Below are 23,024 nucleotides of genomic sequence, written 5' to 3' on the forward strand. Positions count from 1 at the left end.
ATGCCTGAGACCGCGCTTGACCTCACCCTCGACGCACCCGCGCTCACCGCAGCCCTGGTCGACTTCCCGTCGGTCAGCGGCACGGAGAAGCCCCTCGCCGACGCCATCGAGGAAGCGCTGCGCGAGCTGCCGCACCTCACCGTCGACCGGCACGGAAACAACGTCGTGGCCAGGACCCGCCTCGGCCGCTCCGAGCGGGTCGTGCTGGCGGGGCACATCGATACGGTCCCGATCGCCGACAACGTGCCCTCGCGGCTCGACGACGACGGCATCCTGTGGGGCTGCGGCACCAGTGACATGAAGTCGGGCGTCGCCGTCCAGCTGCGGATCGCCGCCACCGTGCCGGAGCCCAACCGCGATCTCACCTTCGTCTTCTACGACAACGAAGAGGTGGCCGCACATCTCAACGGACTGGGGCATGTGGCCGAGGCCCACCCGGACTGGCTCGTCGGAGACTTCGCGGTCCTGCTGGAGCCCTCCGACGCCCAGGTCGAGGGCGGCTGCCAGGGGACGCTCCGGGTCCACCTGCGCACGAAGGGGGAGCGGGCACACTCCGCGCGCAGCTGGATGGGGTCCAACGCCATTCACGCCGCCGGCCCGATCCTGGCCCGCCTCGCGTCGTACGAGCCGCGCCGGCCGGTCATCGACGGACTGGAGTACCGGGAGGGCCTCAACGCGGTCGGCATCGAGGGAGGCGTGGCCACCAATGTCATCCCCGACGAGTGCACCGTGGTGGTCAACTACCGCTACGCCCCGGACCGCAGCATGGCCGAGGCCGAGGAGCATGTCCGCGAGGTGTTCGCCGACTGCGGTGTGAGCGAGATCGTGGTGGACGACCACACAGGCGGGGCCCTGCCCGGCCTGTCGCACCCCGCCGCCGCCGCGTTCATGGAGGCGGTGGGCGGCACCGCGCAGCCCAAGTTCGGTTGGACGGACGTCTCGCGCTTCAGCGCCCTGGGGGTGCCCGCGGTCAACTACGGCCCGGGCGACGCGCTCTTCGCCCACAAGCGGGACGAACACGTCGCCGTGGACAAGATCACGCACTGCGAGGACCGGCTGCGTGAGTGGCTCTCTTCCTGACATCGCATCCTGGTGGATCGCCCCGATTTCGCCATTCGTCACGTCGGCCGACCTACCCTGAGCCAAAGCAGATGATGTTCGGCGGAGGGAGCAGGTCATGAGCAACCCCGAGGGATTGCGGGCGCTGGAGGAGCAGCGGCTGGGACCGGTGCTGCGCCGCAGGGAACAGATCCGGCCGGGCACCACCGATCAGCGGCTGCTCGACACCGAGGGCGACTCCCAGTGGGTGCACACCGACCCGTGGCGGGTCATGCGAATCCAGTCCGAGTTCGTCGAGGGCTTCGGCGCCCTCGCCGAACTGCCCAGTGCCATCAGCGTCTTCGGTTCCGCCCGCACCCCGGCCGGCACACCCGAGTACGAGGTGGGCGTCGAACTCGGCAGAGCGCTGGTCAAGGCGGGCTTCGCGGTGATCACCGGCGGTGGTCCCGGAGTGATGGAGGCCGCGAACAAGGGCGCGAGCGAGGCCAAGGGGATCTCGGTCGGCCTCGGCATCGAGCTGCCCTTCGAGCAGGGCATCAACCCGCACGTCGACATCGGGGTGAACTTCCGCTACTTCTTCGTCCGCAAGACGATGTTCGTGAAGTACGCGCAGGGCTTCGTCGTGCTGCCGGGCGGACTCGGCACGCTGGACGAACTGTTCGAGGCGCTGACGCTCGTCCAGACCCGTAAGGTGACGCGCTTTCCGATCGTGCTCTTCGGTACGGACTACTGGAGCGGCCTGGTCGACTGGCTGCGCAACACCGTCATCGCCCAGGGCAAGGCGTCGGAGAAGGACCTGCTGCTCTTCCACGTCACGGACGACGTTCAGGAGGCGGTGGCCATGGTCTCCAAGGAGACCGGCAGGTAGCCGCACGCGGCCGGCGCAGGGGCCCCGGACGAGCGTCCGGGGCCGTCCTGGCCTCGCCGTCCCGGGCTTCCCGTGCCCGGCGCTTCTTGTGCGCCCGGCTCCGGCTCTCAGGCGAGACCGCGGCGGGCGACCGCCGGCGGGCGGTGGCCCGCGATCGAGGCCACCATGTCCAGGACCTGCTTGGTCTCCGCCACCTCGTGCACGCGGTAGACCTGCGCGCCCAGCCAGGCGGAGACCGCCGTGGTCGCCAGGGTGCCCAGCACCCGCTCCTTGACCGGCTTGTCGAGGGTCTCCCCGACGAAGTCCTTGTTGGACAAGGACACCAGCACCGGCCAGCCGGTCTCCGTCATCTCCCCGAGCCGGCGGGTCGCCTCCAGGCTGTGCCGGGTGTTCTTGCCGAAGTCATGACCGGGATCGATCATGATCCCGTCCCTGCGGACGCCGAGCCCGACCGCCCGCTCCGCCAGCGCGAGCGTCACGCGGAGAATGTCCGCCATCACGTCGTCGTAGGCCACCCGGTGCGGGCGTGTGCGCGGTTCGGCGCCGCCCGCGTGGGTGCACACCAGACCGGCTCCGTACCGTGCGGCGACCTCCGCCAGCTTCGGGTCCACGCCGCCCCACGCGTCGTTCAGCACGTCGGCGCCCGCTTCGCAGACCGCCGCGCCCACGTCGTGGCGCCAGGTGTCGACGCTGATCACCACGTCCGGGTGGCGTCGCCGCACCTCGGCCACGAAGCCGACCGTGCGCCGCGCCTCCTCCTCGGCGGACACCTCTTCGCCGGGACCGGCCTTCACCCCGCCGATGTCGATGATGGCCGCGCCCTCGGCCACCGCCTGCTCGACGCGGGACAGGGCGGGCTCGTCCCGGAACGTCGCGCCCTGGTCGTAGAAGGAGTCGGGCGTCCGGTTCACGATCGCCATGATCACCGGCTCGTGCGCGTCGAACTCGCGCCGTCCCAGCCGCAGCATCCGCTGATCCTCCTCAGATCGTTCGCCTGCGACCCTAGCTGTCGGTGCCCCGTGGCACGATCAGCGGTGGACGGTTTTCCGCTCGGGTAAGTTCCCCGGGGACGTACGGGAAGTTCGGGGAGAGGGTCGCTCGTGTTCTGGTTCTTGCTGATCGCGATGGTCGTGGTCATCGCGGCGGTCACGCTCGTGGTGGTCGGCGGCAGTGACAGCGCGGCACTGCCGGAGGCCCCTCCGGAGCAGCTGGTGGACCCGCTGCCGCCCGGGCGCCCCGTCGGCCGCGCCGACGTCGAGGCCCTCCGCCTCCCCGTCGGCCTGCGCGGCTACCGGATGGTGGACGTGGACGACGTGCTGGGCCGCCTCGGCGCGGAGCTCGCCGAAAGGGACGCGCGCATCGCCGAGCTGGAGTCCGCGCTCGCCGGGGCCCAGGCCACCGCGGCGGGCAGGCAGGACATGTTCACCAAGCCGGGAGAGGAGCCGGGCCGGTGACCGTGGTGACCGGCGCCGCCGTGCCGGGCCCGGACGGCAGGCTCCGGTGCCCCTGGGGGCTGTCCACCGCCGACTACGTCACGTACCACGACGAGGAGTGGGGCCGCCCGGTCCACGGCGACGACGCCCTGTTCGAACGGCTCTGCCTGGAGGCCTTCCAGTCCGGGCTGTCCTGGATCACGATCCTGCGTCGCAGGGAAGGCTTCCGCAGCGCCTTCGACGGCTTCAAGATCGCCGCGGTGGCCGCGTTCACCGAGGCCGACGAGGAGCGCCTGCTCGCCGACCCCGGCATCATCCGCAACCGCGCCAAGATCCGGGCGACCCTCGCCAACGCGCGGGTGCTCGCCGACTGGCCCGCCGGCGAGCTCGACGAACTGATCTGGTCGTACGCGCCCGGCACGGCGCGGTCTGCACCCCGCACGATCGCCGACGTGCCGGCCGTCACCGACGAGTCCACCGCTCTCGCCAAGGCCCTCAAGAAGCGCGGACTGCGCTTCGTGGGCCCGACGACGGCGTACGCCCTGATGCAGGCCTGCGGGCTCGTCGACGACCACCTCGCCGACTGCGTGGCGCGCGGCGGCGGCCGCTGACGCCACGCCGGCCCGTACGGCTCAGCGGCCGAGGTACTTGGGGGTCTCCTTGGCCAGGAACGCCTGCACCGCGATCGCGTGGTCCTCGGAGGCGCCCGCCTTCGCCTGCAGCTCCTCCTCCTTGTCCAGCGCCTCGCTCAGCGAACGGTCCGCGCCGTAGGCCATCGACTCCTTCAGCGCTGCGTAGGCGAGCGTGGGCCCGTCGGCCAGCGCGCGGGCCACGGCGGCGGCCTGAGCGGCCAGCTCGTCCGCCGGGACGAGCTTGTTCGCGATGCCCCACTCGTACGCCTCCTGCGCGGAGAACGAGCGGGGGAAGAGCAGCAGGTCGGCGGCGCGGCTCTGCCCGATCAGCCGGGGCAGCGTCCAGGACACGCCGGAGTCGGCGGTGAGCGCCACGCCCGCGAAGGACGTCGTGAACTTGGCCGTGTCGGCGACGACCCGGTAGTCGGCGGCCAGTGCGAACCCGAGGCCGGCACCGGCTGCCACGCCGTTGACCCCGGCGACGACCGGCTTCTGCATCCCGGTCAGCGCCCGGACGATCGGGTTGTAGTGCTCGCGCACGGTGCTCATGGTCCCGCCGCTGCCGGACTCACGGTCGGCGGCGAGCAGGGACACGTGCTCCTTGAGGTCCTGGCCGACGCAGAACGCCTTGCCGGTGGCGGTCAGCAGCACCGCGCGCACCGCCGTGTCGGCGGCCGCGGCCTGCACGGCGTCGCGCAGAGCGACCTTCGCGTCGACGTTCATCGCGTTCATGGCCTCGGGCCGGTTGATCGTGATCGTCGCGAGTCCGTCGTTCACGTCGTACAGCACGGAGTCGGCCATGGCGGGTCCCCTTAGTGGTTCTGACGGCAGTGTCGAGGCCAGCATGACGGAGATCATCGGGTGTGCACATGTGACCTGCGTCAAACAAACTCCGTGGGGCGCCTGGGGAGCGGCGGCGAAGTATCGCAGGCACATCGCCGAATTGGGTGGTTTTGAGAGAGCGCGTTGCGCAAGCGATGCCGACTGATGTTGGTCTTTGGGTCCCGCCATGCGGGATAATGACCTGGAAGCAATGTGTTCGATGCCGGTGACACAGCACCTCTCACGGGGCCGCCGGCTGCGATGAGCTGGTTTCAGGAAGGGGAACGAGCATGGCGGCCATGAAGCCGCGGACGGGCGACGGCCCGCTCGAGGTGACAAAGGAGGGGCGGGGCATCGTCATGCGCGTTCCGCTCGAAGGCGGCGGTCGGCTTGTCGTCGAACTGACTCCGGACGAAGCCGATGCACTCGGTGACGCCCTGAAGAAGGTCGTCGGCTGACGCGCCCTGATTTTCCACTGCCCCGGCACGGTTCGTGCCGGGGCAGTGCGTTTTCTGGGGGTGCGGCAGACCCGGCTCGTGTGCTTCAGGGGGTGCGGTGGACCCGGCCCTGTCGGCGTCGGCGGCGCGGGGGTACGGGGGCGGAGCCCCGGAAAGCCCTGCCCGGCGCCGGCTCAGGCGCCGCGGCGGACCGCGCAGAGGAGCCCGTCGCCCACCGGCAGCAGCGTCGGCAGGAGTTCATGGCTCTCCCGGACCGCCCGCAGCAGCTCACGCACCCTCAGGACCTCCGCCGGCTGCGCGGCGGAGTCGACCGTACGGCCGTCGGCGAACACGCCCTCGAAGCAGACGAGTCCGCCGGGTCTCAGCAGGCGCAACGATTCAGCGAGGTAGTCGAGGGACTCGGTGCGGTCGCCGTCGCAGAAGACGAGGTCGTATCCGCCGTCCGCGAGCCGCGGCAGGACGTCGAGCGCGCGGCCGGGGATGAAGCGGGCGCGGTTCGCGGCGAAGCCGGCGGCGCGGAAGGCCTCCCGGGCGAACTGCTGGCGTTCCGGCTCGAGGTCCACTGTGGTCAGGACGCCGTCCGGGCGCATGCCGTGCAGCAGGTAGATGCCGGAGACTCCCGTCCCCGTCCCGATCTCTGCCACCGCTTTCGCGTCGGCGGTCGCTGCCAGCAGTCGCAGGGCGGCGCCGGTGCCCGGGGACACCGAGGGCAGCCCTGACTCCCGGGCCCGGTCCCGGGCCCAGCGCAGAGCGTCGTCCTCGGCGACAAAGGCGTCGGCGAACGCCCAGCTCGTCTGCTGGTTGGCGGTTATGACCCTCTCCTGTCCCCGTAGTTGGCGCGACGCTGACTGTATCCGCTGGACCCGGGAACCCGCAGATGGGACCGGTCGTTGTTGAGGCAGAGGGAAGCGCGTGGAGCGGGGCCCGGATGCCGGTTCCAAATCCACGTAAAGATTCTTATCCGGAGCTAACGGGCGAGGTGGCTATGGTAGGGGCTCCGCTGGACACCACCAGAGCCGACAGGGGAGGTGCGGCTGCACCTGCGGATCGGGGAGGAGTGCTGAGGCGCCTTCTCAGGTCGGTGGGTGAGCCGAAATCCGTGACCAACACTGCTGACCGTTCTACGCCCTCCGACTCCGTCACCACGGCGACCTTCGCATCGGATGCGGAATCGCAGGCCTGGACCCCTCCCACGTGGGAGGAGATCGTCAGCACGCACAGCGCACGGGTCTACCGCCTCGCGTACCGCCTGACGGGTAACCAGCACGACGCGGAGGACCTCACGCAAGAGGTCTTCGTCCGCGTCTTCCGCTCCCTGTCGACGTACACGCCCGGCACCTTCGAGGGCTGGCTCCACAGGATCACCACGAACCTCTTCCTGGACATGGTCCGCCGCAAGCAGCGGATCCGCTTCGACGCCCTCGGCGACGACGCGGCGGAGCGTCTGCCCAGCCGGGAGCCGTCGCCGCAGCAGGTCTTCAACGACAGCCACTTCGACGCGGACGTGCAGCATGCGCTGGACACCCTCGCGCCCGAGTTCCGCGCCGCCGTGGTGCTCTGTGACATCGAGGGCCTGTCGTACGAGGAGATCGCCGCGACCCTGGGCGTGAAGCTCGGCACCGTCCGCAGCCGCATCCACCGCGGCCGCTCCCACCTGCGCAAGGCCCTGCAGCACCGTTCCCCCCAGGCGCGTGCGGAGCAGCAGCGCTCGCTGGCGGGCGCCGTGGGCCTCGCGGGGGAGGGTGGACCGGCGTGAGCGGCACAGGTCCGACTCCTGCGGAACAGCATCTGGGGGACCGGCTGGCCGCACTCGTCGACGGTGAGCTGGAGCACGACGCCCGGGACCGGGTCCTCGCGCATCTGGCCACCTGTCCGAGATGCAAGGCCGAGGCCGATGCCCAGCGCCGTCTCAAGAACGTCTTCGCCCAGGCCGCACCGCCGCCGCTCTCCGAGGGGCTGCTCGCGCGGCTCCAGGGTCTGCCCGCGGGTCCCGCCGCCGGCGACGACGACGAGCCCGGCCCCTTCGGCGGCGGACGTGCCGCCGGCGGGGTGTTCGGAGCGCTGAACCCGTCCGCGGGAAGACCGCGCGACCCTCGCGCGGAGACGTTCGGCTACGTCCCCGGCGGGGCCCACGCGGCCGTTCTCCCCGGTGGCGGCAGCGGCTTCCGGATCCACGAGGTCGGCCGCGCGGAAGCTGAGCGCTCGCCGTGGCGCGGCAGGCGGTTCGCCTTCGCGGCGGCCAGCGCCGTGTCCTTCGCCGCCATCGCCCTGGGCGGTGCCGTTCCGCTCGACGCCTCCGGTGATTCCGGTGCGCGCGGGCAGGGCGGCGGCAACAAGGTGACGCCGCTGCGCACCGCGACGCCGACGACCGCCGCCAACACCACGACCCCGGGATCCGGTGGCGGTGCCACCGCGTTCCGCGGCACGGAGGGCGACCGGCGCCGGGGCGGGAGCGGCCAGACCAGACCGGGCTCCGGGCCGGTGATCGCCGCGGTGCCGGGCGAGCCCGGTGGTCAGGTGATCAATCGCCACCTCGGTGTCTCGCCGCTGGCCCACGCCTCCTCGACGACGCCGCTGATACGTCCGACGGCAGTGGCACTGCGGCTGGCCGCCGCCCCGGCGATCGGTCCTGTGGCCACTCCGGTGCCCAGGCATCTGGCTGCCCCGTCGCAGCCCGCCCCGCCGCCTTCGCGCTGACCGGCGCAGGGCGCCTGAGCAGGACCCGACCAGGACCCTGCGCACGGATTCGCAAACCTGGTTGAATCTCAGCGGGTGCCCGCGGGGGCGCCGCAGCGGCCGGCAGTTTGCGGGGAGAACATGGACGACGGGAAGCCCACCGGACCCAAGGCGAAGTGGTGGAGCCGCCCCGACAAGGGGCGCGCGGTTCCCTCCGGGCAGGAGGCATCCGCGCCGGAAGAGGCTCCCGGGGCCCTGGACGCTTCATCGGTGGACGCGTCACCGGCACCGGAAGCGGACCAGGCGGACGCCCGGACGCACGCGCAGCCGGACCATGTGACGGTCCCTGCGCCCGCTCAGGCGCCCGCGCCGGTGCCCTCGGAGGTGCCCGAGCCGGTGGAGGCCACGGCGGACACCACAGTGCCCGCAGCGGTCGCCGTGTCCCCGAGGCCCCAGCCGCTGCACGACCCCGATCCCTACAGCACCCCGCCGTACGGCGGACCCGGCCCCTGGGCGCCCGCCCCTCCTGTGCAGCGCCCGGTGGCGACGCCGGCCCACGGCACACCGCTGCCCGCCCAGTACGCGACGGCCGGCACCGGGAGCGGCTACGCGCATCCGCACCCGGACCACCAGCCCCAGCCCCAGCCCTCACATCCGTACCCGCCGCGGCATCCACAGCCGGACCCCGCAGCGCCGCCCGCCGCGCCCACCCTGGCCGGTCCGCCTCCCGCCCCGGAGCGACCGCAGCCGCTGTCCTCCGTCTGGCTCCAGTACGACCCCTGGAGCGCGCCGGGAGCGCCGTTCACCCACCCAGGGGAGCCGGCCGCCCCCCGCAGGCGCCGACGTGGCCCGTTGCTGATCGGGGCCCTCGTCGTCGCGCTCGTCGCGGGTGGTACCGGCGGTGTCCTAGGCGCCTATGTGGAGCGCAACGGCGGGGTCACCCGCATCGAACTGCCACAGGCCGGTCGCGAGAGCGCCGACAGGGCACCCGACAGCGTCGCCGGTATCGCCGCGAGCGCCCTGCCGAGCGTCGTCACCCTGCATGTCAGCGGCGACTCGGAACAGGGCACCGGGACCGGCTTCGTGCTCGACGAGCAGGGCCACATCCTCACCAACCACCATGTCGTCGACCCGGCCGGCGCCTCCGGCGACATCTCGATCACCTTCAGCGGGGGCGAGACCGCCAAGGCAACCCTCGTCGGCAAGGACAGCGGCTACGACCTGGCCGTGGTCAAGGTGACCGGGGTCAGCGGCCTGAAGCCGCTGCCGCTGGGCAACTCCGACAACGTCCGGGTCGGCGATCCCGTCGTCGCCATCGGCGCACCGTTCGACCTCCAGAACACGGTCACCTCGGGAATCATCAGCGCCAAGGAGCGCCCGATCACCGCCGGCGGCGACAAGGGCGACGGCAGCGACATCAGCTATGTCGACGCCCTGCAGACCGACGCACCGATAAACCCCGGCAATTCGGGCGGCCCGCTGGTGGACGGCAAGGCTCAGGTCATCGGCATCAACAGCGCCATCCGTGCCGCGGACACCGGCGCTGGGACCGACGGGGCCCAGGCGGGCTCCATCGGGCTCGGCTTCGCGATTCCCATCAACCAGGGCAAGCGCGTCGCGGAGGAGCTGATCAACACCGGCAAGGCCACGCATCCGGTGATCGGGGTCAGCCTCGACATGAAGTTCGCCGGTGACGGGGCCCGCGTCGGTGACAAGGGCCAGGACGACTCCCCCGCCGTCACACCGGGCGGTCCCGCCGCCAAGGCGGGCGTCAGGCCGGGCGATGTCATCACCGAGGTCGACGGCCGGCGGGTGCACAGCGGCGAGGAGCTGATCGTGAAGATCCGCGCACACCGTCCGGGCGACAAGCTGGAGCTGACGCTGCGTCGCGGCGGGGACGAGCGCACGGTGACGCTCGTGCTCGGCTCGGCGGACAGCTCATGACCATCTCGGCGCTGCCCGGAAGGTACCGGGCCGACAGTTTCGCCGGGTACCGTGGAGCGGACCCGGATCCCGGCCGGTCCGCGGACCGCGGCGGGCACGTGGCACGCAGCGAGCACGGAGAACACGAGGAGCAGCAAGGTGTTCAATGACATAGGCGCACTGGAGCTGGTGGCGCTCGTGGTTCTCGCCGTGCTCATCTTCGGCCCCGACAAGCTGCCGAAGGTCATCCAGGACGCCAGCCGCTTCATCCGGAAGGTCCGCGCGTTCTCCGAGAGCGCGAAGGAGGACATCCGCAGCGAGCTCGGGCCCGAGTTCAAGGACTTCGAGTTCGAGGACCTGAACCCGAAGGCGTTCATCCGCAAGCAGCTCGCGGAGAACGAGGATCTGAAGGACCTCAAGGAGCTCCGCAGCAGCTTCGATCTCAAGAAGGAGATCAACGAGGTCGCCGACGCCGTCAACGGAACGGAGCATTCCGGTGTGTCGGACAGTTCCGTGCCCGCCGTGGTGAACGGTTCCTCCTCAGGCGGCCCCGACCTGCTCAAGAAGGGCGAGAAGCCCGCCCCCGACGACCGCCCGCCGTTCGACGCAGACGCCACCTGAGGACTGTCAATCCCTGCGAGCGGGGACAGGGTGGCTATTCTCCATCTGTCCGGCAGTGAGGACGCCCGAGGGGGGCGGGTCCGCTGCAGGTGTGAAAGACGGAGAGGCGGCCGGGTACATGTCGACGACGAGCCGGGTGACGGAGCAGCAGGGGACGGCGGGCGAAACGCCGGACCAGAGCGGCTACAGATCCCGCACGGCGCAGGGGGACACGGCTGCCCGGCGTGCGGCGGAGGGATTCAAGAACGCCGCCTTCCCCTGGTACGCGCTGGACGAGGCCTTCACCGGTCCCCGGCGCCTGATGCAGGTGGGCACCGCCGCCGACGGGACGGTCCAGCACGGCGCGATCGGTCACGGCGACGAGCCGACGATACGGTCCGAGACGGCAGGCGCCGAGAAGGAGCGTTTCACCGTCGTGGTGACCGTGGCGGCGAACCCTGTCAGGCGCACCGGCGACGGCACGGGCGTGCTGGAGGCCACCACCGTCTCCTCGGCCGCCTGGCTGGCCGGCTCCGGCCTGCTGGCCCACACCTGGCCCGAGAAGCTCGACCACTCGCTTCGTGACGACTGGCTCGAGCAGCAGACGGAGACCGCGTTCGAGCTGGCGGACGATCTGACCGGCCCCGAGTGGTCGACCCTCTCGCTGCCGGTGGACGGGGTCGCGACCTCCTTCCACTACCGCGAGTCGGAGTTCGGCTGGGTGCTGGCCGGCACCACCGGGGCGGGCGTCCACATCGGCGCCTACGGGCGCGGAATGAGCGCGTACGGCCTGGGATTCGCGGTGGTCGCCAACCCGGCCGCGTACGTGCACTGATCCGCGGACGGGACGACCGCCGTACGTGCCCCACGGGCCGTACGGACCCGAAGACGGACCGAGGGCGCCGCTCGAGCCGAGCGGCGCCCTCGATGCCGGAAGCGGGCGAAAGTGCCCCTCCGGTCAGAACTTGTTGCGGGGTGTGATGCCCAGCGACATGCCCGACAGACCGCGCTGACGGCCCCCGAGCTTGCCCGCGATCGCGCGCAGCGCCGAACCGGCGGGGGAGTCCGGGTCCGTGATGACGACCGGCTTGCCCTCGTCGCCGCCCTCACGGAGCCGTACGTCGATCGGGATCGAGCCCAGCACCGGCACCGTCGCACCGGTCGTCTTCGTCAGGCCCTCGGCGACCCGCTGACCGCCGCCGCTGCCGAAGACGTCGACCATCTCGTCGCAGTGCGGGCACGGCAGGCCCGACATGTTCTCGACGACACCCACGATCTTCTGGTGCGTCTGCACCGCGATGGAACCGGCCCGCTCGGCCACCTCGGCGGCGGCCTGCTGCGGAGTGGTGACGACGAGGATCTCCGCGTTCGGGACGAGCTGGGCGACGGAGATCGCGATGTCGCCCGTGCCCGGCGGGAGGTCGAGCAGGAGGACGTCCAGGTCGCCCCAGTACACGTCGGCGAGGAACTGCTGCAGCGCCCGGTGGAGCATCGGGCCGCGCCACACCACCGGCGCGTTGCCGGGCGTGAACATGCCGATGGAGATGACCTTCACACCGTTCGCGGACGGCGGCATGATCATGTTCTCGACCTGGGTCGGACGCCCGTCCACACCCAGCATGCGCGGCACGCTGTGACCGTAGATGTCCGCGTCGACGACGCCGACCTTCAGCCCGTCCGCCGCCATGGCGGCCGCCAGGTTCACGGTCACGGACGACTTGCCGACGCCGCCCTTTCCGGACGCCACCGCGTACACACGCGTCAGCGAACCCGGCTTGGCGAACGGCACCTCGCGCTCGGCGGTGGTGCCCCGCAGCGATGCCGCGAGGTCCTTGCGCTGCTCGTCGCTCATCACGTCCAGCGTGACGTCGACCCGCGAGACGCCGTCGACGCGTGCGACCGCCTCGGTCACGTTCTTGGTGATCGTCTCGCGCATCGGGCAGCCCGACACGGTGAGGTAGACCGTGACGGCGACCGTGCCGTCGTCCCCGATGTCGACCGACTTCACCATGCCCAGGTCGGTGATCGGTCGGTTGATCTCGGGGTCGTTCACCGTCGCCAGTGCCTCAAGCACCGCGTCTTCCGTAGCCATACGGAGATGGTACGGCTCCGGCCACCGCCTGCGGAAAGGCCGTCAGCGGTCGTCTTCGTCACTACCGCGCGTGCGCTCGTGCGGGGACGGGACCCGCTGCTCGTCCATCGTCCGCACCAGATCCTCCAGCTCGGAGCGGATCCAGTCCCGCGTCGGCACCTCACCGAGGCCCATCCGCAGCGCCGCGACCTCCCGGGTCAGATACTCCGTGTCCGCGATCGAGCGCTCGTTCTGCTTGCGGTCCTGCTCCAGGTTGACCCGGTCGCGGTCGTCCTGCCGGTTCTGCGCCAGCAGGATCAGCGGCGCCGCGTACGACGCCTGGAGGGACAGCGCGAGGGTCAGGAAGATGAACGGGTACTCGTCGAAGCGCAGCTGGGCGGGCGCGCTGACGTTCCACACCACCCAGGCGATGATCGTCAGTGTCATCCAGACGAGGAAGCGGCCCGTCCCGAGGAACCGTGCGATCTTCTCCGAGAGACGCCCGAAGGCCTCCGGGTCGTAGTCGGGCAGCAGACTGCGGCGCGGTGCCCGCGGCAGGTCGAGCCGCACCCGCGTCCGCGGGGCGGCGCTCGCCCCCGCCGGCATGCGGCCCTGCTGCTCGAACCGGTCGGGCTGCCCCGTCTCGCCGCTACCCATGGGCGGATTCCTCGAACTCGGTCTCGCGCCAGTCGTCCGGCAGCAGGTGGTCCAGTACGTCGTCGACGGTCACGGCACCCAGCAGCGACCCGCCCTCGTCGACGACCGGCGCCGCCACCATGTTGTAGGCGGCGAGGTGCTGGGTGACGGTCCGCAGCGGGGTGTCCGGCGACAGCGGCGGCAGGTCGCTGTCCACGATCGAGCTGACCAGCGCGAACGGCGGGTCCCGCAGCAGCCGCTGGAAGTGCACCGTGCCCAGGTACTTTCCCGTCGGCGTCTCGTCGGGCGGCCGGCACACGTACACCTGCGCGGCGAGCGCGGGGGAGAGGTCCTGCTGGCGCACCCGGGCCAGGGCGTCGGCCACCGTGGCGTCGGGGCGCAGCACGATCGGCTCGGTCGTCATCAGACCGCCCGCGGTGCGCTCCTCGTACGCCATCAGCCGCCGCACGTCCGCCGCGTCGTCGGGCCGCATCAGGGCCAGCAGCCGTTCCTTGTCCGCCTCCGGCAGCTCGGACAGCAGGTCGGCGGCGTCGTCGGGGTCCATGGCCTCCAGGACGTCGGCCGCCCGTTCCTCCTTGAGCTTGCCGAGGATCTCCACCTGGTCGTCGTCGGGCAGCTCCTCCAGCACATCGGCGAGCCGGTCGTCGTCGAGCGCCGCGGCCACCTCGGCACGCCGCTTGGGCGACAGATGGTGCAGCACGTTGGCCAGGTCCGCCGGACGCAGCTGCTCGAAGGTGGCCAGCAGGTTCTCCGCGCCCTGACCGTGCTCCTCGAGCGAGAAGCCGGTGACGGCGGACCACTCGAGGGTCAGCGTCTCGCCCTTGCGGCGCAGTGCCCCGCCCTTGCCCCGGCGCACGAAGACCTTGTCGATCTCCCAGTCGCGGCGGGCCGGCAGCTGCTGGATCGCCACGTCGAGCACAGTGACCTCCTCGCCGCTCTCCACGAGGCGTACCCGCCGGTCCAGGAGCTCGCCCAGCACCAGCCGCTCGGTGGGACGCTGCTCGAAGCGGCGGACGTTGAGGACACCGGTGGTGATGACCTGGCCCGACTCGATGCCCGTCACCCGCGTCATGGGGAGGAAGATCCGGCGGCGGCTGATCACCTCGACCACCAGGCCCAGCAGCCGCGGCGGGCGGCGGCCGACGCGCAGCATCGCGACCAGGTCGCGCACGCGTCCCACCTGGTCGCCGTTGGGGTCGAAGACGGCCACGCCGGCGAGGTGCGAGACGAAGACCCGCGGGGCGCCTGCCGCCATGCTCGCCCCTCCTCCACTGCCGGTCACCTCTGCGCCGAAATGCTGATTCCGGACCGTTTCAGGCTAGCCGGTACCGATCCGGGCCGCTCCCGGCCGACGGCCGTACGGCTGCCTGCGTACCCGTGCACCCCGCACGGGTACGCTGCGGTCTGCCATTCCCCACTGATGAGAGGCAGTGCGCTTGTGACTCCCCTCCCTCCGGCCGGCCGAGTACGAAGGGCCGGGCTCTCCGCGGTGCTGTGTGCCGGGCTGACCATGGCCCTCGGTGCGTGCGGTGAGGACCCGGACGCGGGGACGAACGGGATCGGGAAGCTGTCGGCGGAGGAGATCGAGACCAAGGCGCGGACAGCGGCCGACGCCGCGGCCTCGGTGCGCCTCTCGGGCACCCTCGTCAGCAAGGGCGGCACCTACAAGCTGAACATGCGGCTCAAGCACGACGGCGGCACCGGCTCGCTCACGTCCAAGGAGAACGCCTTCGAGCTGCTGAGGATCGGCGACACCCTCTTCCTGAAGGCCGACGCCGGTTTCTGGAGCCACGCCGACGGCGACGAGGAGAAGGAGCCGAGCGAATCGGACCTCGAGGCGGCGAAGAAGCTCGCCGACAAGTACGTGAAGGTCCCCAAGGGCGACCCCTCGTACAAGCAGTTCCGCGGCTTCACCGACATGGACGTGCTGCTGGACGGGCTGCTCGGCATGGAGGGCAAGCTCAGCAAGGGCGACCGGACCCGCGTCGGCGGGGTGCGCACCATCAAGGTCTCAGCGGGCGAGGGCGGCCGGGGCGGTGTCCTCGACGTGTCGCTGGAGGGCAAGCCGTATCCGCTGCAGTTCACGCGGGCCGGTGGCGCGGGAGTGCTCACACTGGGCGACTGGGACAAGGACTTCCCGCTGGCGGAACCGTCGAAGGACGAGACGGTCGACTACGGCAAGCAGCTCCCGAAGTCCTCCGAGCAGAGCTCCTGACCTCCGCGCGGGGCTCCCGACCCTCCGTCCAGGGGTCCTGACCAACGCCCGGGGCCCTTGACCGGCGCGGACGGATCAGCCGCGGCGCTTGCGCCGCTTCAGCAGGAGCCTCGGCAGGGCCGCCGGAGCAGGCCGGCGGGTCGTCGCGGCAGTCGGCAGCGGCGCGGCCGCCAGCGAGCCGTCGGGCAGGTCGGTGACCGCGTCCCGCGGCTCGAGGCGCAGCACCCGGCATTCACGCGCCCAGCGCTCGGTCATCCGCTCCGCGTCCGGCGCGTTCAGCCGCTTGCCCTTGAGCTCGCCGACGGCCGCCTCCCACGCCTGTGAGCGCGGGGCGAGCTCGCTCACCCGGGCCGACCAGGCGACGAGCCTGCCGCCCTTGTCCTTGCTGCGGACGGTGACCTCCGCGTCCGCGCCGTCCACGAGACCCGGCAGCGGCTGCTCGCCGGGCCCGTCGCCGACGATGTACGCGGCGCCCTCGTGCCAGACGTGCCACAGGGCACGCGCCGGGCCGTCGCCACGCACCCAGATGAGGCCCGACTTCTTGGTGGCCTCCTCGACGAGCGCCCGGCCGAGCAGATGTGATGTCATACGCGCAGCCTATCGACCGGCTCTCGTACTACAGCCAGCCGTTGCGCTTGAGCGTGCGGTGGATGGCGAAACAGACCACCGCGATGCCCGTGAGCACCAAGGGGTAGCCGTACTTCCACTTCAGCTCCGGCATGTGGTCGAAGTTCATGCCGTAGATGCCGCAGACCGCCGTGGGGACGGCGATGATCGCGGCCCAGGAGGTGATCTTGCGCATGTCCTCGTTCTGGGCGACGGTCGCCTGGGCCAGGTTGGCCTGGAGGATGGAGTTCAGCAGCTCGTCGAAGCCGATGACCTCCTCCTGCACGCGTGCGAGGTGGTCGGCGACGTCGCGGAAGTACTTCTGGATGTCGGGGTCCACCAGCCGCATGGGCCGCTCGCTCAGCAGTTGCATCGGACGCAGCAGCGGGGAGACGGCCCGCTTGAACTCCAGCACCTCGCGCTTGAGCTGGTAGATCCGCCCCGCGTCGCCACCGCGCGGGCTGCCCTTGGCCGGCGCGGAGAAGACGTCGATCTCCACCTCGTCGATGTCGTCCTGCACGGCCTCCGCGACCGCGATGTAGCCGTCGACGACATGGTCGGCGATGGCGTGCAGCACCGCGGAGGGGCCCTTGGAGAGCAGCTCGGCGTCCTTCTGCAGGCCGTGCCGCAGCGCGCGCAGCGAGCCCTTGCCGCCGTGCCGCACCGTGATGACGAAGTCCCGGCCGGTGAAGCACATCACCTCACCGGTCTCCACGACCTCGCTGGTGGCGGTGAGCTCCGCGTGCTCGACGTAGTGGATCGTCTTGAAGACGGTGAAGAGGGTGTCGTCGTACCGCTCCAGCTTGGGCCGCTGGTGGGCGTGGACGGCGTCCTCGACGGCGAGCGGGTGGAGCCCGAACTCCGCGGCGATACCGGCGAATTCGGCCTCCGTCGGCTCGTGCAGCCCGATCCAGGCGAAGCCGCCGCCCTCCCGCACCCGCAGCATCGCCTCGTGGGGCGTGAGGCACGCGGTGCTCTCGAGGCGCCGGCCGTCACGGTAGACGGCGCAGTCGACGACCGCGCTGGAGGCGGAGGGGTCACGGGTGGTGTCGTAGCCGCTGTACGGGGTGCTGCTCTTGCGCAGAGAGGGGCGGACCGCTGCGCGCAGGTCACGGATCATCGACATGGCTGGCTCCTTCACGGAGAGGCCGTCGGCGGTGGCGTGGCACAGCCCGGAATGGGGACGTGAGTCGTACGTCCGCAAAGCGGGCGGCACCGCGGGAGCGCGGTGACGGCGTTCGCTACAGACAGGCAAAAACGAAGTGCTCGCGCTCTTCCGTCGTGCGAAAAGCCGTGGGGCCCCGTGCGGGAAAGGCCTCAGTACACCGGATTCCGGTTCGTCGGGTCAGGACCGGCGAAGCGAACGGTGCCGTGCGGAAGAGCTGCTGGTACTGCACGATCGACTTCGATCCACCGCAGCCTCACCTCCTCCGGCCGGTCCCCCGTGAGGGACGACGTGTCGTCAGGACTTGAAGGCAACACTTCTGTGTCCGTCCCGACCAGCGGCCAAGCCTATCAGCCGACTACGGGTCAATCCCTGTGTTTGCCCGCTCCTTACGCGTTTTATGCTCGCGACATGGAAGACGTTCTTGCTCTTGTCGAAGCCCGGCTGCGCAGCGCCCTCGGAGAACCGGACGCCCGCGCCGCGGTGACGTTCCTGGGCACCGACCGCATCGAGGTGCTGCGCTTCCGGGACCGTGACGGTGACAAGGACATCGTGCGCTACGCCACACTCGGCATGTCCGTCCACCCGATGACCGACCCCACCGCGGCCCTCGCCGATCCGGTGAAGGGCCCGCGCGCGGAGCTGGTGCTGACCGTGCGGGCCGGGCTCGCGGACACCGACAAGGTGCTGCGTCCGCTCGCGGTGCTGGCCGCGTCCCCGCAGGTCGAGGGCGTGGTCGTGGCGCCTGGCGCCTCGCTCGACGTGGGGGACGCCCTGTGGCCTTCCGCGCCGTTCAGCTCCGTGCTCGTCGCGGAGCCGGGCGGGCTGGTGGAGGACCTGGAGCTGGGCGACCCGATGGACCCGGTGCGCTTCCTCCCGCTGCTGCCCATGACGTCGAACGAGGCGGCGTGGAAGCGGGTGCACGGCGCGGCGGAACTCCAGGAACGCTGGCTGACGCACGGGACGGACCTGCGCGATCCGCTGCGCCGGTCCGTGGCGCTGGACTGAACCGTCCGGCGGGGCAAGGAGGTTGGCGGGCCGCGGGCGTGTGACGCGGTTTCAGCTCACGTCTCAGGGGTCGGGTCGCGCCTCCTCCGTCCTCACCAGGCGGCCGCCTCTCTCGGAGCAGGGGCCGTTGCTTCGATCGAGTGACTTTCTCCCGGCCGGGCCGTTCGGTGCCGGCAAGACGTCGCACGGCCTGATAAGTGATCCGTACATTCATTTTCACCGGGCCACAGGCGCGCTCCGGACGGGTGATCGTCCTTGACGCGGCGTCCACCGGAGAGGACCGTTGACCCTTATGAGGGGCGAACCCAGTTGCCCGAAGTGCGGTGGCCGGGTGAGGGCGCCCGGTCTCTTTGCCGACTCCTGGCAGTGCGATGTGCACGGCGCCGTGCACCCGCTGCAGCCGGTGATCCCGCCCAGTGTCGAGGCCCTCGGTGTCGTCGTGCACCGCGCGCAGGTCCCCGTGTGGATGCCCTGGCCGCTTCCGGTCGGCTGGCTCTACACCGGCGTCGCCTATGCGGGCGACGACCGCAGCGGCGGCAGGGCGACGGCCGTCGCGTGTTCCGGCCCCGGGCCGCTCGGCGGCATCGGAGAGCTGCTGTTGATCGCCGAGGAGCTCGGCGTCGGCCTCGGGTCCCGTTACGCCGGGATCGACGGCCCCGACCCCGGGCCGCACATCGAGGTGGACAGACCGCCGCAGGCCAAGGTGCTCGCCGCCGGCCGGCCCACCCCGCTGTGGCATGTCAAGGGCACCCCCGACGACCGGGCGGTGTTCGCCGGCGAAGCGCGGGGCCTGTGGCTGTGGGCCGTGGTCTGGCCGGAGCAGTCCGGGCTGCTGATGTACGACGAGCTGGTGCTCACGGACCTGCGGGACGCGGGCGCGGAGGTCGAACTGCTGCCGTGCGGGGCCCTGTCGCCGCGACTCCTCTCCTAGCGGGTCGTCCCGTCGGGCGGCCGGGGCGTGCTTGTGCGGCAGTTATCCTGAGGTGTCCCTGTCCGCCCCGAGCCCCCGGAGTCACGCGTCGTGCGCATCGACCTGCACACCCACTCCACGGCCTCGGACGGCACTGACACCCCGGCCGAGCTGGTGCGCAACGCGGCGGCCGCCGGTCTGGACGTCGTCGCGCTCACCGACCACGACACCACTCGCGGCCACGCGGAGGCCGCCGCGGCCGTCCCTGCGGGAGTGACTCTCGTCACCGGAGCCGAACTCTCCTGCCGCCTCGACGGCATCGGCCTCCACATGCTGGCGTACCTCTTCGACCCCGAGGAGCCCGACCTGCTGCGCGAGCGGGAGCTCGTGCGCGACGACCGGGTGCCGCGCGCCCGGGCGATGGTCGGCAAGCTCCGGGAGCTCGGCGTGCCCGTCGAGTGGGAGCAGGTCGCCCGTATCGCCGGGGACGGCTCCGTCGGCCGGCCCCACATAGCAGAGGCCCTCGTCGAGCTCGGCGTGGTGCCCTCCGTCTCCGACGCCTTCACGCCCCAGTGGCTGGCCGACGGCGGCCGGGCGTACGTGGAGAAGCACGAGCTCGATCCCTTCACGGCGATCCGCCTGGTCAAGGCCGCCGGCGGGGTCACCGTCTTCGCCCACCCGCTCGCCGTGAAGCGCGGTCGCGTGGTGCCGGAGGCCGCCGTCGCGGAGCTCGCCGCCTGCGGCCTCGACGGGATCGAGGTCGACCACATGGACCACGACGAGGCGACCCGTGCCCGGCTGCGCGGCCTCGCCCAGGACCTCGGCCTGCTGACGACCGGCTCCAGCGACTACCACGGCAGCCGCAAGACCTGCCGGCTCGGCGAATACACCACCGATCCCGAGATCTACGGCGAGATCACCCGCCGCGCCACCGGGGCGTTCCCGGTGCCGGGCACCGGCGGAGCCGTTTCCTAGGGCGTTTTTGCGCCTGGCGTCCTTACGTCCTCGATCACGCGGACGCGCCCTCACCCCCGCTTGCCCATTTCGTACGACCCTCTCCCGCAAGGCCCTCACTGTGTTCGACGCTGCCGTTTTCGGCTCCCTGTTCCTGACCCTCTTCGTCATCATGGATCCCCCCGGGATCACTCCGATCTTTCTCGCCCTCACCTCCGGGCGCTCCACCAAGGTGCAGCGCCGGATGGCGTGGCAGGCCGTGGCCGTCGCCTTCGGCGTGATCACCGTCTTCGGCATCCTCGGTCAGCAGATCCTCGACTATCTGCACGTCTCCGTCCCCGCGCTGATGATCGCCGGCGGACTGCTCCTGCTGCTGATCGCCCTGGACCTGCTCACCGGTAAGACGGACGAGCCCAAGCAGACCAAGGACGTCAATGTGGCGCTGGTGCCGCTGGGCATGCCGCTGCTGGCGGGCCCCGGCGCGATCGTCTCCGTGATCCTCGCCGTGCAGCACGCGGACGGGGCGGGGGAGCAGGTCTCCGTGTGGGCGGCGATCGTCGCCATGCACGTCGTGCTCTGGCTGACCATGCGCTACTCGCTGGTGATCATCCGCCTGATCAAGGACGGCGGCGTGGTCCTGGTGACCCGGCTCGCCGGCATGATGCTCTCCGCGATCGCCGTGCAGCAGATCATCAACGGGGTCACCCAGGTCATCCAGGGCTCCTGACCCGCCCGCCGGGACGCAGTACGCCCCCGTACGGGTTCGTCCGTACGGGGGCGTCGCGCGTCGTCGAGCGGTCAGGCGTTATGAAGCAGCGTCGGTGTCGGCGGGCCGGATGTAGATGCGCTGGCCGGTGAAGGCGGCCTGCTGCACGATCCGATTGACGGAGGCGGCGTCCACGACCGTACTGTCGACAGCCGTGCCGTCGATGTCGTCCAGTCGCATGATCTCGAAGCGCAAGCGCTTCTCCCTTCGTCTGATCCTCCTGCAGGAGAACTGAGTGGCTGACAGACGGATGTCTCCGTCCGTGTACACAGGGGTCAACGGGATGCATCCTGCAAACATTCCCTACGCTAAGGAAATTTTTCGGATGCCTAACTACTGGCGAGTAGTGCTCCGGACACGGACAATGAGCCCCGTATGAACGACGCAGAGATCAACCAGATCGCCGGCCGCCTGGAGCGCACCAATGAGCTCCTGCAGCGGATGCTCGCCGAGGTCGCGAAGACTCCCTCCACCCATGCCATCTTCGTCGACGCCGGTTACGTCTATGCTGCGGCCGGGTTGCTTGTGGCGGGCACGGAGGACCGGCGCTCCTTCGACCTCGATGCGGAAGGCCTGATCGAGGCCTTCATCGACAAGGCGCGCACCATCTTCGCCGACAGCCGGCTGCTGCGGGTCTACTGGTACGACGGCGCCCGGCGCCGTATCCACACCTCCGAGCAGCAGGCCATCGCGGAGCTGCCCGACGTCAAGGTGCGCCTCGGCAACCTCAACGCCAACAACCAGCAGAAGGGCGTCGACTCCCTCATCCGCACCGACCTGGAGTCCCTCGCCCGGCACCGCGCCATCAGCGACGCGGCGCTCGTCGGCGGTGACGAGGACCTGGTCTCCGCGGTCGAGGCGGCCCAGGGCTACGGCGCACGGGTCCACCTGTGGGGCATAGAGGCGGGGGAGGGCCGCAACCAGGCGGAGCCGCTGCTGTGGGAGGTCGACAGCCAGCGCACCTTCGACCTCGACTTCTGCCGTCCCTACATCACCCGCAGGCCCGTGACGACCTACGAGAACGAGGGCTCACCGCCGCCCTCACGTGACGAGGTGCGTTTCGTGGGCGCGCAGATCGCCGCGACCTGGCTGGTCGAGCGCGGTCGCACCGAGCTGGCCGAACTGCTTCCCGGGCACCCCTACCTGCCCGGCTCCGTCGACCAGGACCTGCTCATCGAGGCGGAACGGCGGCTCCAGCGCTCGCTGCGCGGGCACGCGCTGCTCCGGCGTGCGCTGCGTGACGGTTTCTGGCAGCACCTCCAGTCCCAGTACTGATGGCTGCTCCGGGAGCCGTGCGGCCGTGACCGGCCCCGGAGCCTGCCTCAGCGCTGATCCCAGAACCGGACGAGCGCCGCGGCGGTCTCAGCCGGGCGGTCGGTGTTCGGGGAGTGCTCCGCGCCGGCCACCACCGTCCGGTGCGCGCCCAGCCGCTCCGCCATCGCGTCCAGCAGCGGGACCGGCCAGGTGTCGTCACGTTCGCCCGACAGCACATGCGTGTGCGGCGGTCGTACGGCGGCGAGTTCGGCGACCCTGTCCGGTTCGGTCGTCAACTGCCGTCCCGTGGCGAGGAGCTGGGCCGGGTTGTGCAGCAGCCATCGGCGCCGCAGGTCCTCCCGGTCCTCCGTGGCTTCCTCCGCCGCGTCCTCCGGCGCGTCGAAGGTGAGGATCGCCTCCCACACCTGGTCCATCGGCATCACCGCGAGCGCGTCGCTCAGCAGCTTCACCCGCTGCTGCTGGGCCGGACTGATCTGCGCCGGACCGGACGACATCAGGGTCAGCGTCACGAACGGTGAGGCGTCCATGAGGACGGCGGCGCGGGCGATCTGGCCGCCGAGCGAGTGACCCACGAGATGCAGGGGACCGCCCAGCGCCGCCGCCTGGGCCAGCACGTCCCTGGCCAACTCGTCCTGGGCGTAGGCGGCTTGGTCGGCAGGGCCGGCCGTCTCGTACTGGCCGCGGCCGTCGACCGCGACGGCGCGATAGCCGGCCGCCGTCAGCGGTTCGAGCAGCGCGATGAAGTCCTCCTTGCTGCCCGTGTATCCGGGCAGCAGCAGCGCGGTGCCGCGCACGTCACCGGACGGTCGCGCGTCGAGCACGGCGAACGCGCCGCGCGAGGTGGTGAGCGCGCGGGGACGTGCGCAGGCGGGCGGAACGAAGGTGGGCGGCCGGCTCATGCGGACGAGGCTAACGCGGAGGAGGCG

At 71.2% G+C, this 23,024-nt stretch carries 26 protein-coding genes; 16 read left to right on the plus strand and 10 right to left on the minus strand.

From position 1 onward, the window contains the following. Both dapE and ACIPJI_RS09155 read left to right on the plus strand, forming a co-directional pair. Nucleotides 1-1,080 carry a succinyl-diaminopimelate desuccinylase gene (gene dapE / locus ACIPJI_RS09150; protein ID WP_356621308.1) on the plus strand — a complete coding sequence of 360 codons (1,080 nt, stop codon included), beginning with the start codon at nucleotides 1-3 and terminating at the stop codon, nucleotides 1,078-1,080. Nucleotides 1,081-1,177: 97 nt separating this feature from the next. Next, nucleotides 1,178-1,927, plus strand: a complete 750-nt coding sequence (locus ACIPJI_RS09155; RefSeq protein WP_356621309.1) for a TIGR00730 family Rossman fold protein — start codon at nucleotides 1,178-1,180, stop codon at nucleotides 1,925-1,927. Between the two features lie 107 nt (nucleotides 1,928-2,034). Here the strand turns inward: ACIPJI_RS09155 and folP are convergent, their stop codons facing one another. Next, on the minus strand, nucleotides 2,035-2,895 hold the full coding sequence (gene folP, locus ACIPJI_RS09160; RefSeq protein WP_307708136.1) for a dihydropteroate synthase: 861 nt from the start codon (nucleotides 2,893-2,895) through the stop codon (nucleotides 2,035-2,037). Between the two features lie 132 nt (nucleotides 2,896-3,027). On the opposite strand from folP, the gene ACIPJI_RS09165 reads away from it, so the two are divergent. Beyond that, on the plus strand, nucleotides 3,028-3,381 hold the full coding sequence (locus ACIPJI_RS09165) for a hypothetical protein (RefSeq protein ID WP_307708137.1): 354 nt from the start codon (nucleotides 3,028-3,030) through the stop codon (nucleotides 3,379-3,381). A gap of 5 nt (nucleotides 3,382-3,386) precedes the next feature. Further along, nucleotides 3,387-3,971, plus strand: a complete 585-nt coding sequence (locus ACIPJI_RS09170; protein ID WP_402245794.1) for a DNA-3-methyladenine glycosylase I — start codon at nucleotides 3,387-3,389, stop codon at nucleotides 3,969-3,971. A gap of 21 nt (nucleotides 3,972-3,992) precedes the next feature. Here ACIPJI_RS09170 and ACIPJI_RS09175 read toward each other — a convergent pair whose 3' ends face one another. Next, nucleotides 3,993-4,793, minus strand: a complete 801-nt coding sequence (locus tag ACIPJI_RS09175) for an enoyl-CoA hydratase-related protein (RefSeq protein ID WP_356621310.1) — start codon at nucleotides 4,791-4,793, stop codon at nucleotides 3,993-3,995. A gap of 311 nt (nucleotides 4,794-5,104) precedes the next feature. On the opposite strand from ACIPJI_RS09175, the gene ACIPJI_RS09180 reads away from it, so the two are divergent. After that, nucleotides 5,105-5,272 carry a DUF3117 domain-containing protein gene (locus ACIPJI_RS09180; RefSeq protein WP_003966491.1) on the plus strand — a complete coding sequence of 56 codons (168 nt, stop codon included), beginning with the start codon at nucleotides 5,105-5,107 and terminating at the stop codon, nucleotides 5,270-5,272. Between the two features lie 173 nt (nucleotides 5,273-5,445). Here the strand turns inward: ACIPJI_RS09180 and ACIPJI_RS09185 are convergent, their stop codons facing one another. Then, nucleotides 5,446-6,126, minus strand: coding sequence for an O-methyltransferase (locus ACIPJI_RS09185; protein ID WP_307710476.1), 681 nt, complete (start codon nucleotides 6,124-6,126; stop codon nucleotides 5,446-5,448). 131 nt (nucleotides 6,127-6,257) lie between these two features. Here ACIPJI_RS09185 and sigE point away from each other — a divergent pair, with 131 nt between their 5' ends. The 5 genes from sigE (at nucleotide 6,258) to ACIPJI_RS09210 (ending at nucleotide 11,306) form a co-directional block, all read left to right on the plus strand. Beyond that, complete coding sequence (gene sigE / locus ACIPJI_RS09190) at nucleotides 6,258-7,028, plus strand: RNA polymerase sigma factor SigE (RefSeq protein ID WP_307710477.1); 771 nt, start codon at nucleotides 6,258-6,260, stop codon at nucleotides 7,026-7,028. Further along, nucleotides 7,025-7,969, plus strand: coding sequence for an anti-sigma factor family protein (locus tag ACIPJI_RS09195; protein ID WP_402245315.1), 945 nt, complete (start codon nucleotides 7,025-7,027; stop codon nucleotides 7,967-7,969). The genes sigE and ACIPJI_RS09195 overlap by 4 nt, the downstream gene beginning before the upstream one ends. 120 nt (nucleotides 7,970-8,089) lie before the next feature. Beyond that, nucleotides 8,090-9,892 (plus strand): trypsin-like peptidase domain-containing protein, encoded by a 1,803-nt coding sequence (locus tag ACIPJI_RS09200; protein ID WP_402245317.1) that lies wholly within the window; start codon nucleotides 8,090-8,092, stop codon nucleotides 9,890-9,892. A 138-nt stretch (nucleotides 9,893-10,030) separates the two neighbouring features. Further along, a complete protein-coding gene (locus ACIPJI_RS09205; RefSeq protein WP_307708141.1) occupies nucleotides 10,031-10,492 on the plus strand; it encodes a sec-independent translocase in 462 nt (153 codons plus the stop codon). Between the two features lie 118 nt (nucleotides 10,493-10,610). Continuing rightward, nucleotides 10,611-11,306 (plus strand): hypothetical protein, encoded by a 696-nt coding sequence (locus tag ACIPJI_RS09210; protein ID WP_373465428.1) that lies wholly within the window; start codon nucleotides 10,611-10,613, stop codon nucleotides 11,304-11,306. 123 nt (nucleotides 11,307-11,429) lie between these two features. On the opposite strand, the gene ACIPJI_RS09215 is transcribed toward ACIPJI_RS09210, so the two are convergent. From ACIPJI_RS09215 to ACIPJI_RS09225, 3 genes are read right to left on the minus strand one after another with little or no spacing between them, the layout of a single operon-like run. Further along, nucleotides 11,430-12,563, minus strand: a complete 1,134-nt coding sequence (locus ACIPJI_RS09215; RefSeq protein WP_307708143.1) for an Mrp/NBP35 family ATP-binding protein — start codon at nucleotides 12,561-12,563, stop codon at nucleotides 11,430-11,432. A gap of 42 nt (nucleotides 12,564-12,605) precedes the next feature. Then, entirely contained in the window at nucleotides 12,606-13,199 is a 594-nt protein-coding gene (locus ACIPJI_RS09220; RefSeq protein ID WP_356621313.1) for a DUF1003 domain-containing protein, read from the minus strand. Next, nucleotides 13,192-14,454, minus strand: a complete 1,263-nt coding sequence (locus tag ACIPJI_RS09225; protein WP_307708145.1) for a magnesium transporter MgtE N-terminal domain-containing protein — start codon at nucleotides 14,452-14,454, stop codon at nucleotides 13,192-13,194. The genes ACIPJI_RS09220 and ACIPJI_RS09225 overlap by 8 nt, the downstream gene beginning before the upstream one ends. Before the next feature lie 183 nt (nucleotides 14,455-14,637). On the opposite strand from ACIPJI_RS09225, the gene ACIPJI_RS09230 reads away from it, so the two are divergent. Beyond that, nucleotides 14,638-15,414, plus strand: coding sequence for a hypothetical protein (locus ACIPJI_RS09230; protein ID WP_307708146.1), 777 nt, complete (start codon nucleotides 14,638-14,640; stop codon nucleotides 15,412-15,414). 75 nt (nucleotides 15,415-15,489) lie between these two features. On the opposite strand, the gene ACIPJI_RS09235 is transcribed toward ACIPJI_RS09230, so the two are convergent. Together ACIPJI_RS09235 and ACIPJI_RS09240 are read right to left on the minus strand one after the other, a co-directional pair. Beyond that, complete coding sequence (locus tag ACIPJI_RS09235; protein WP_356621314.1) at nucleotides 15,490-16,002, minus strand: hypothetical protein; 513 nt, start codon at nucleotides 16,000-16,002, stop codon at nucleotides 15,490-15,492. A 28-nt stretch (nucleotides 16,003-16,030) separates the two neighbouring features. After that, complete coding sequence (locus ACIPJI_RS09240; RefSeq protein WP_307708148.1) at nucleotides 16,031-17,146, minus strand: magnesium and cobalt transport protein CorA; 1,116 nt, start codon at nucleotides 17,144-17,146, stop codon at nucleotides 16,031-16,033. A 450-nt stretch (nucleotides 17,147-17,596) separates the two neighbouring features. On the opposite strand from ACIPJI_RS09240, the gene ACIPJI_RS09245 reads away from it, so the two are divergent. The 4 genes from ACIPJI_RS09245 (at nucleotide 17,597) to ACIPJI_RS09260 (ending at nucleotide 20,784) form a co-directional block, all read left to right on the plus strand. Further along, nucleotides 17,597-18,193, plus strand: coding sequence for a suppressor of fused domain protein (locus tag ACIPJI_RS09245; RefSeq protein ID WP_402245321.1), 597 nt, complete (start codon nucleotides 17,597-17,599; stop codon nucleotides 18,191-18,193). 292 nt (nucleotides 18,194-18,485) lie between these two features. Next, nucleotides 18,486-19,124 (plus strand): DUF6758 family protein, encoded by a 639-nt coding sequence (locus tag ACIPJI_RS09250; RefSeq protein ID WP_307708150.1) that lies wholly within the window; start codon nucleotides 18,486-18,488, stop codon nucleotides 19,122-19,124. Between the two features lie 90 nt (nucleotides 19,125-19,214). Next, nucleotides 19,215-20,078, plus strand: coding sequence for a PHP domain-containing protein (locus tag ACIPJI_RS09255; protein ID WP_307708151.1), 864 nt, complete (start codon nucleotides 19,215-19,217; stop codon nucleotides 20,076-20,078). A 100-nt stretch (nucleotides 20,079-20,178) separates the two neighbouring features. After that, nucleotides 20,179-20,784 (plus strand): MarC family protein, encoded by a 606-nt coding sequence (locus ACIPJI_RS09260; protein ID WP_307708152.1) that lies wholly within the window; start codon nucleotides 20,179-20,181, stop codon nucleotides 20,782-20,784. A gap of 78 nt (nucleotides 20,785-20,862) precedes the next feature. Here the strand turns inward: ACIPJI_RS09260 and ACIPJI_RS09265 are convergent, their stop codons facing one another. Further along, a complete protein-coding gene (locus ACIPJI_RS09265) occupies nucleotides 20,863-21,018 on the minus strand; it encodes a hypothetical protein (protein ID WP_307708153.1) in 156 nt (51 codons plus the stop codon). A gap of 180 nt (nucleotides 21,019-21,198) precedes the next feature. On the opposite strand from ACIPJI_RS09265, the gene ACIPJI_RS09270 reads away from it, so the two are divergent. After that, complete coding sequence (locus tag ACIPJI_RS09270) at nucleotides 21,199-22,098, plus strand: NYN domain-containing protein (RefSeq protein WP_356621316.1); 900 nt, start codon at nucleotides 21,199-21,201, stop codon at nucleotides 22,096-22,098. A gap of 47 nt (nucleotides 22,099-22,145) precedes the next feature. On the opposite strand, the gene ACIPJI_RS09275 is transcribed toward ACIPJI_RS09270, so the two are convergent. Beyond that, complete coding sequence (locus ACIPJI_RS09275; protein WP_356621317.1) at nucleotides 22,146-22,997, minus strand: alpha/beta hydrolase; 852 nt, start codon at nucleotides 22,995-22,997, stop codon at nucleotides 22,146-22,148. Nucleotides 22,998-23,024 lie beyond the last annotated feature (27 nt).

The organism is Streptomyces sp. NPDC086835, from assembly GCF_044745705.1.
In the GTDB taxonomy this organism is placed as follows: domain Bacteria; phylum Actinomycetota; class Actinomycetes; order Streptomycetales; family Streptomycetaceae; genus Streptomyces.

Coding starts and splice junctions, on each gene's coding strand:
- dapE (WP_356621308.1), top strand. CDS start 1: ATGCCTGAGACCGCGCTTGACCTCACCCTCGACGCACCCGCGCTCACC.
- ACIPJI_RS09155 (WP_356621309.1), top strand. CDS start 1,178: ATGAGCAACCCCGAGGGATTGCGGGCGCTGGAGGAGCAGCGGCTGGGA.
- folP (WP_307708136.1), bottom strand. CDS start 2,895: ATGCTGCGGCTGGGACGGCGCGAGTTCGACGCGCACGAGCCGGTGATC.
- ACIPJI_RS09175 (WP_356621310.1), bottom strand. CDS start 4,793: ATGGCCGACTCCGTGCTGTACGACGTGAACGACGGACTCGCGACGATC.
- ACIPJI_RS09180 (WP_003966491.1), top strand. CDS start 5,105: ATGGCGGCCATGAAGCCGCGGACGGGCGACGGCCCGCTCGAGGTGACA.
- sigE (WP_307710477.1), top strand. CDS start 6,258: ATGGTAGGGGCTCCGCTGGACACCACCAGAGCCGACAGGGGAGGTGCG.
- ACIPJI_RS09200 (WP_402245317.1), top strand. CDS start 8,090: ATGGACGACGGGAAGCCCACCGGACCCAAGGCGAAGTGGTGGAGCCGC.
- ACIPJI_RS09210 (WP_373465428.1), top strand. CDS start 10,611: ATGTCGACGACGAGCCGGGTGACGGAGCAGCAGGGGACGGCGGGCGAA.
- ACIPJI_RS09215 (WP_307708143.1), bottom strand. CDS start 12,563: ATGGCTACGGAAGACGCGGTGCTTGAGGCACTGGCGACGGTGAACGAC.
- ACIPJI_RS09220 (WP_356621313.1), bottom strand. CDS start 13,199: ATGGGTAGCGGCGAGACGGGGCAGCCCGACCGGTTCGAGCAGCAGGGC.
- ACIPJI_RS09225 (WP_307708145.1), bottom strand. CDS start 14,454: ATGGCGGCAGGCGCCCCGCGGGTCTTCGTCTCGCACCTCGCCGGCGTG.
- ACIPJI_RS09235 (WP_356621314.1), bottom strand. CDS start 16,002: ATGACATCACATCTGCTCGGCCGGGCGCTCGTCGAGGAGGCCACCAAG.
- ACIPJI_RS09240 (WP_307708148.1), bottom strand. CDS start 17,146: ATGTCGATGATCCGTGACCTGCGCGCAGCGGTCCGCCCCTCTCTGCGC.
- ACIPJI_RS09245 (WP_402245321.1), top strand. CDS start 17,597: ATGGAAGACGTTCTTGCTCTTGTCGAAGCCCGGCTGCGCAGCGCCCTC.
- ACIPJI_RS09250 (WP_307708150.1), top strand. CDS start 18,486: ATGAGGGGCGAACCCAGTTGCCCGAAGTGCGGTGGCCGGGTGAGGGCG.
- ACIPJI_RS09270 (WP_356621316.1), top strand. CDS start 21,199: ATGAACGACGCAGAGATCAACCAGATCGCCGGCCGCCTGGAGCGCACC.
- ACIPJI_RS09275 (WP_356621317.1), bottom strand. CDS start 22,997: ATGAGCCGGCCGCCCACCTTCGTTCCGCCCGCCTGCGCACGTCCCCGC.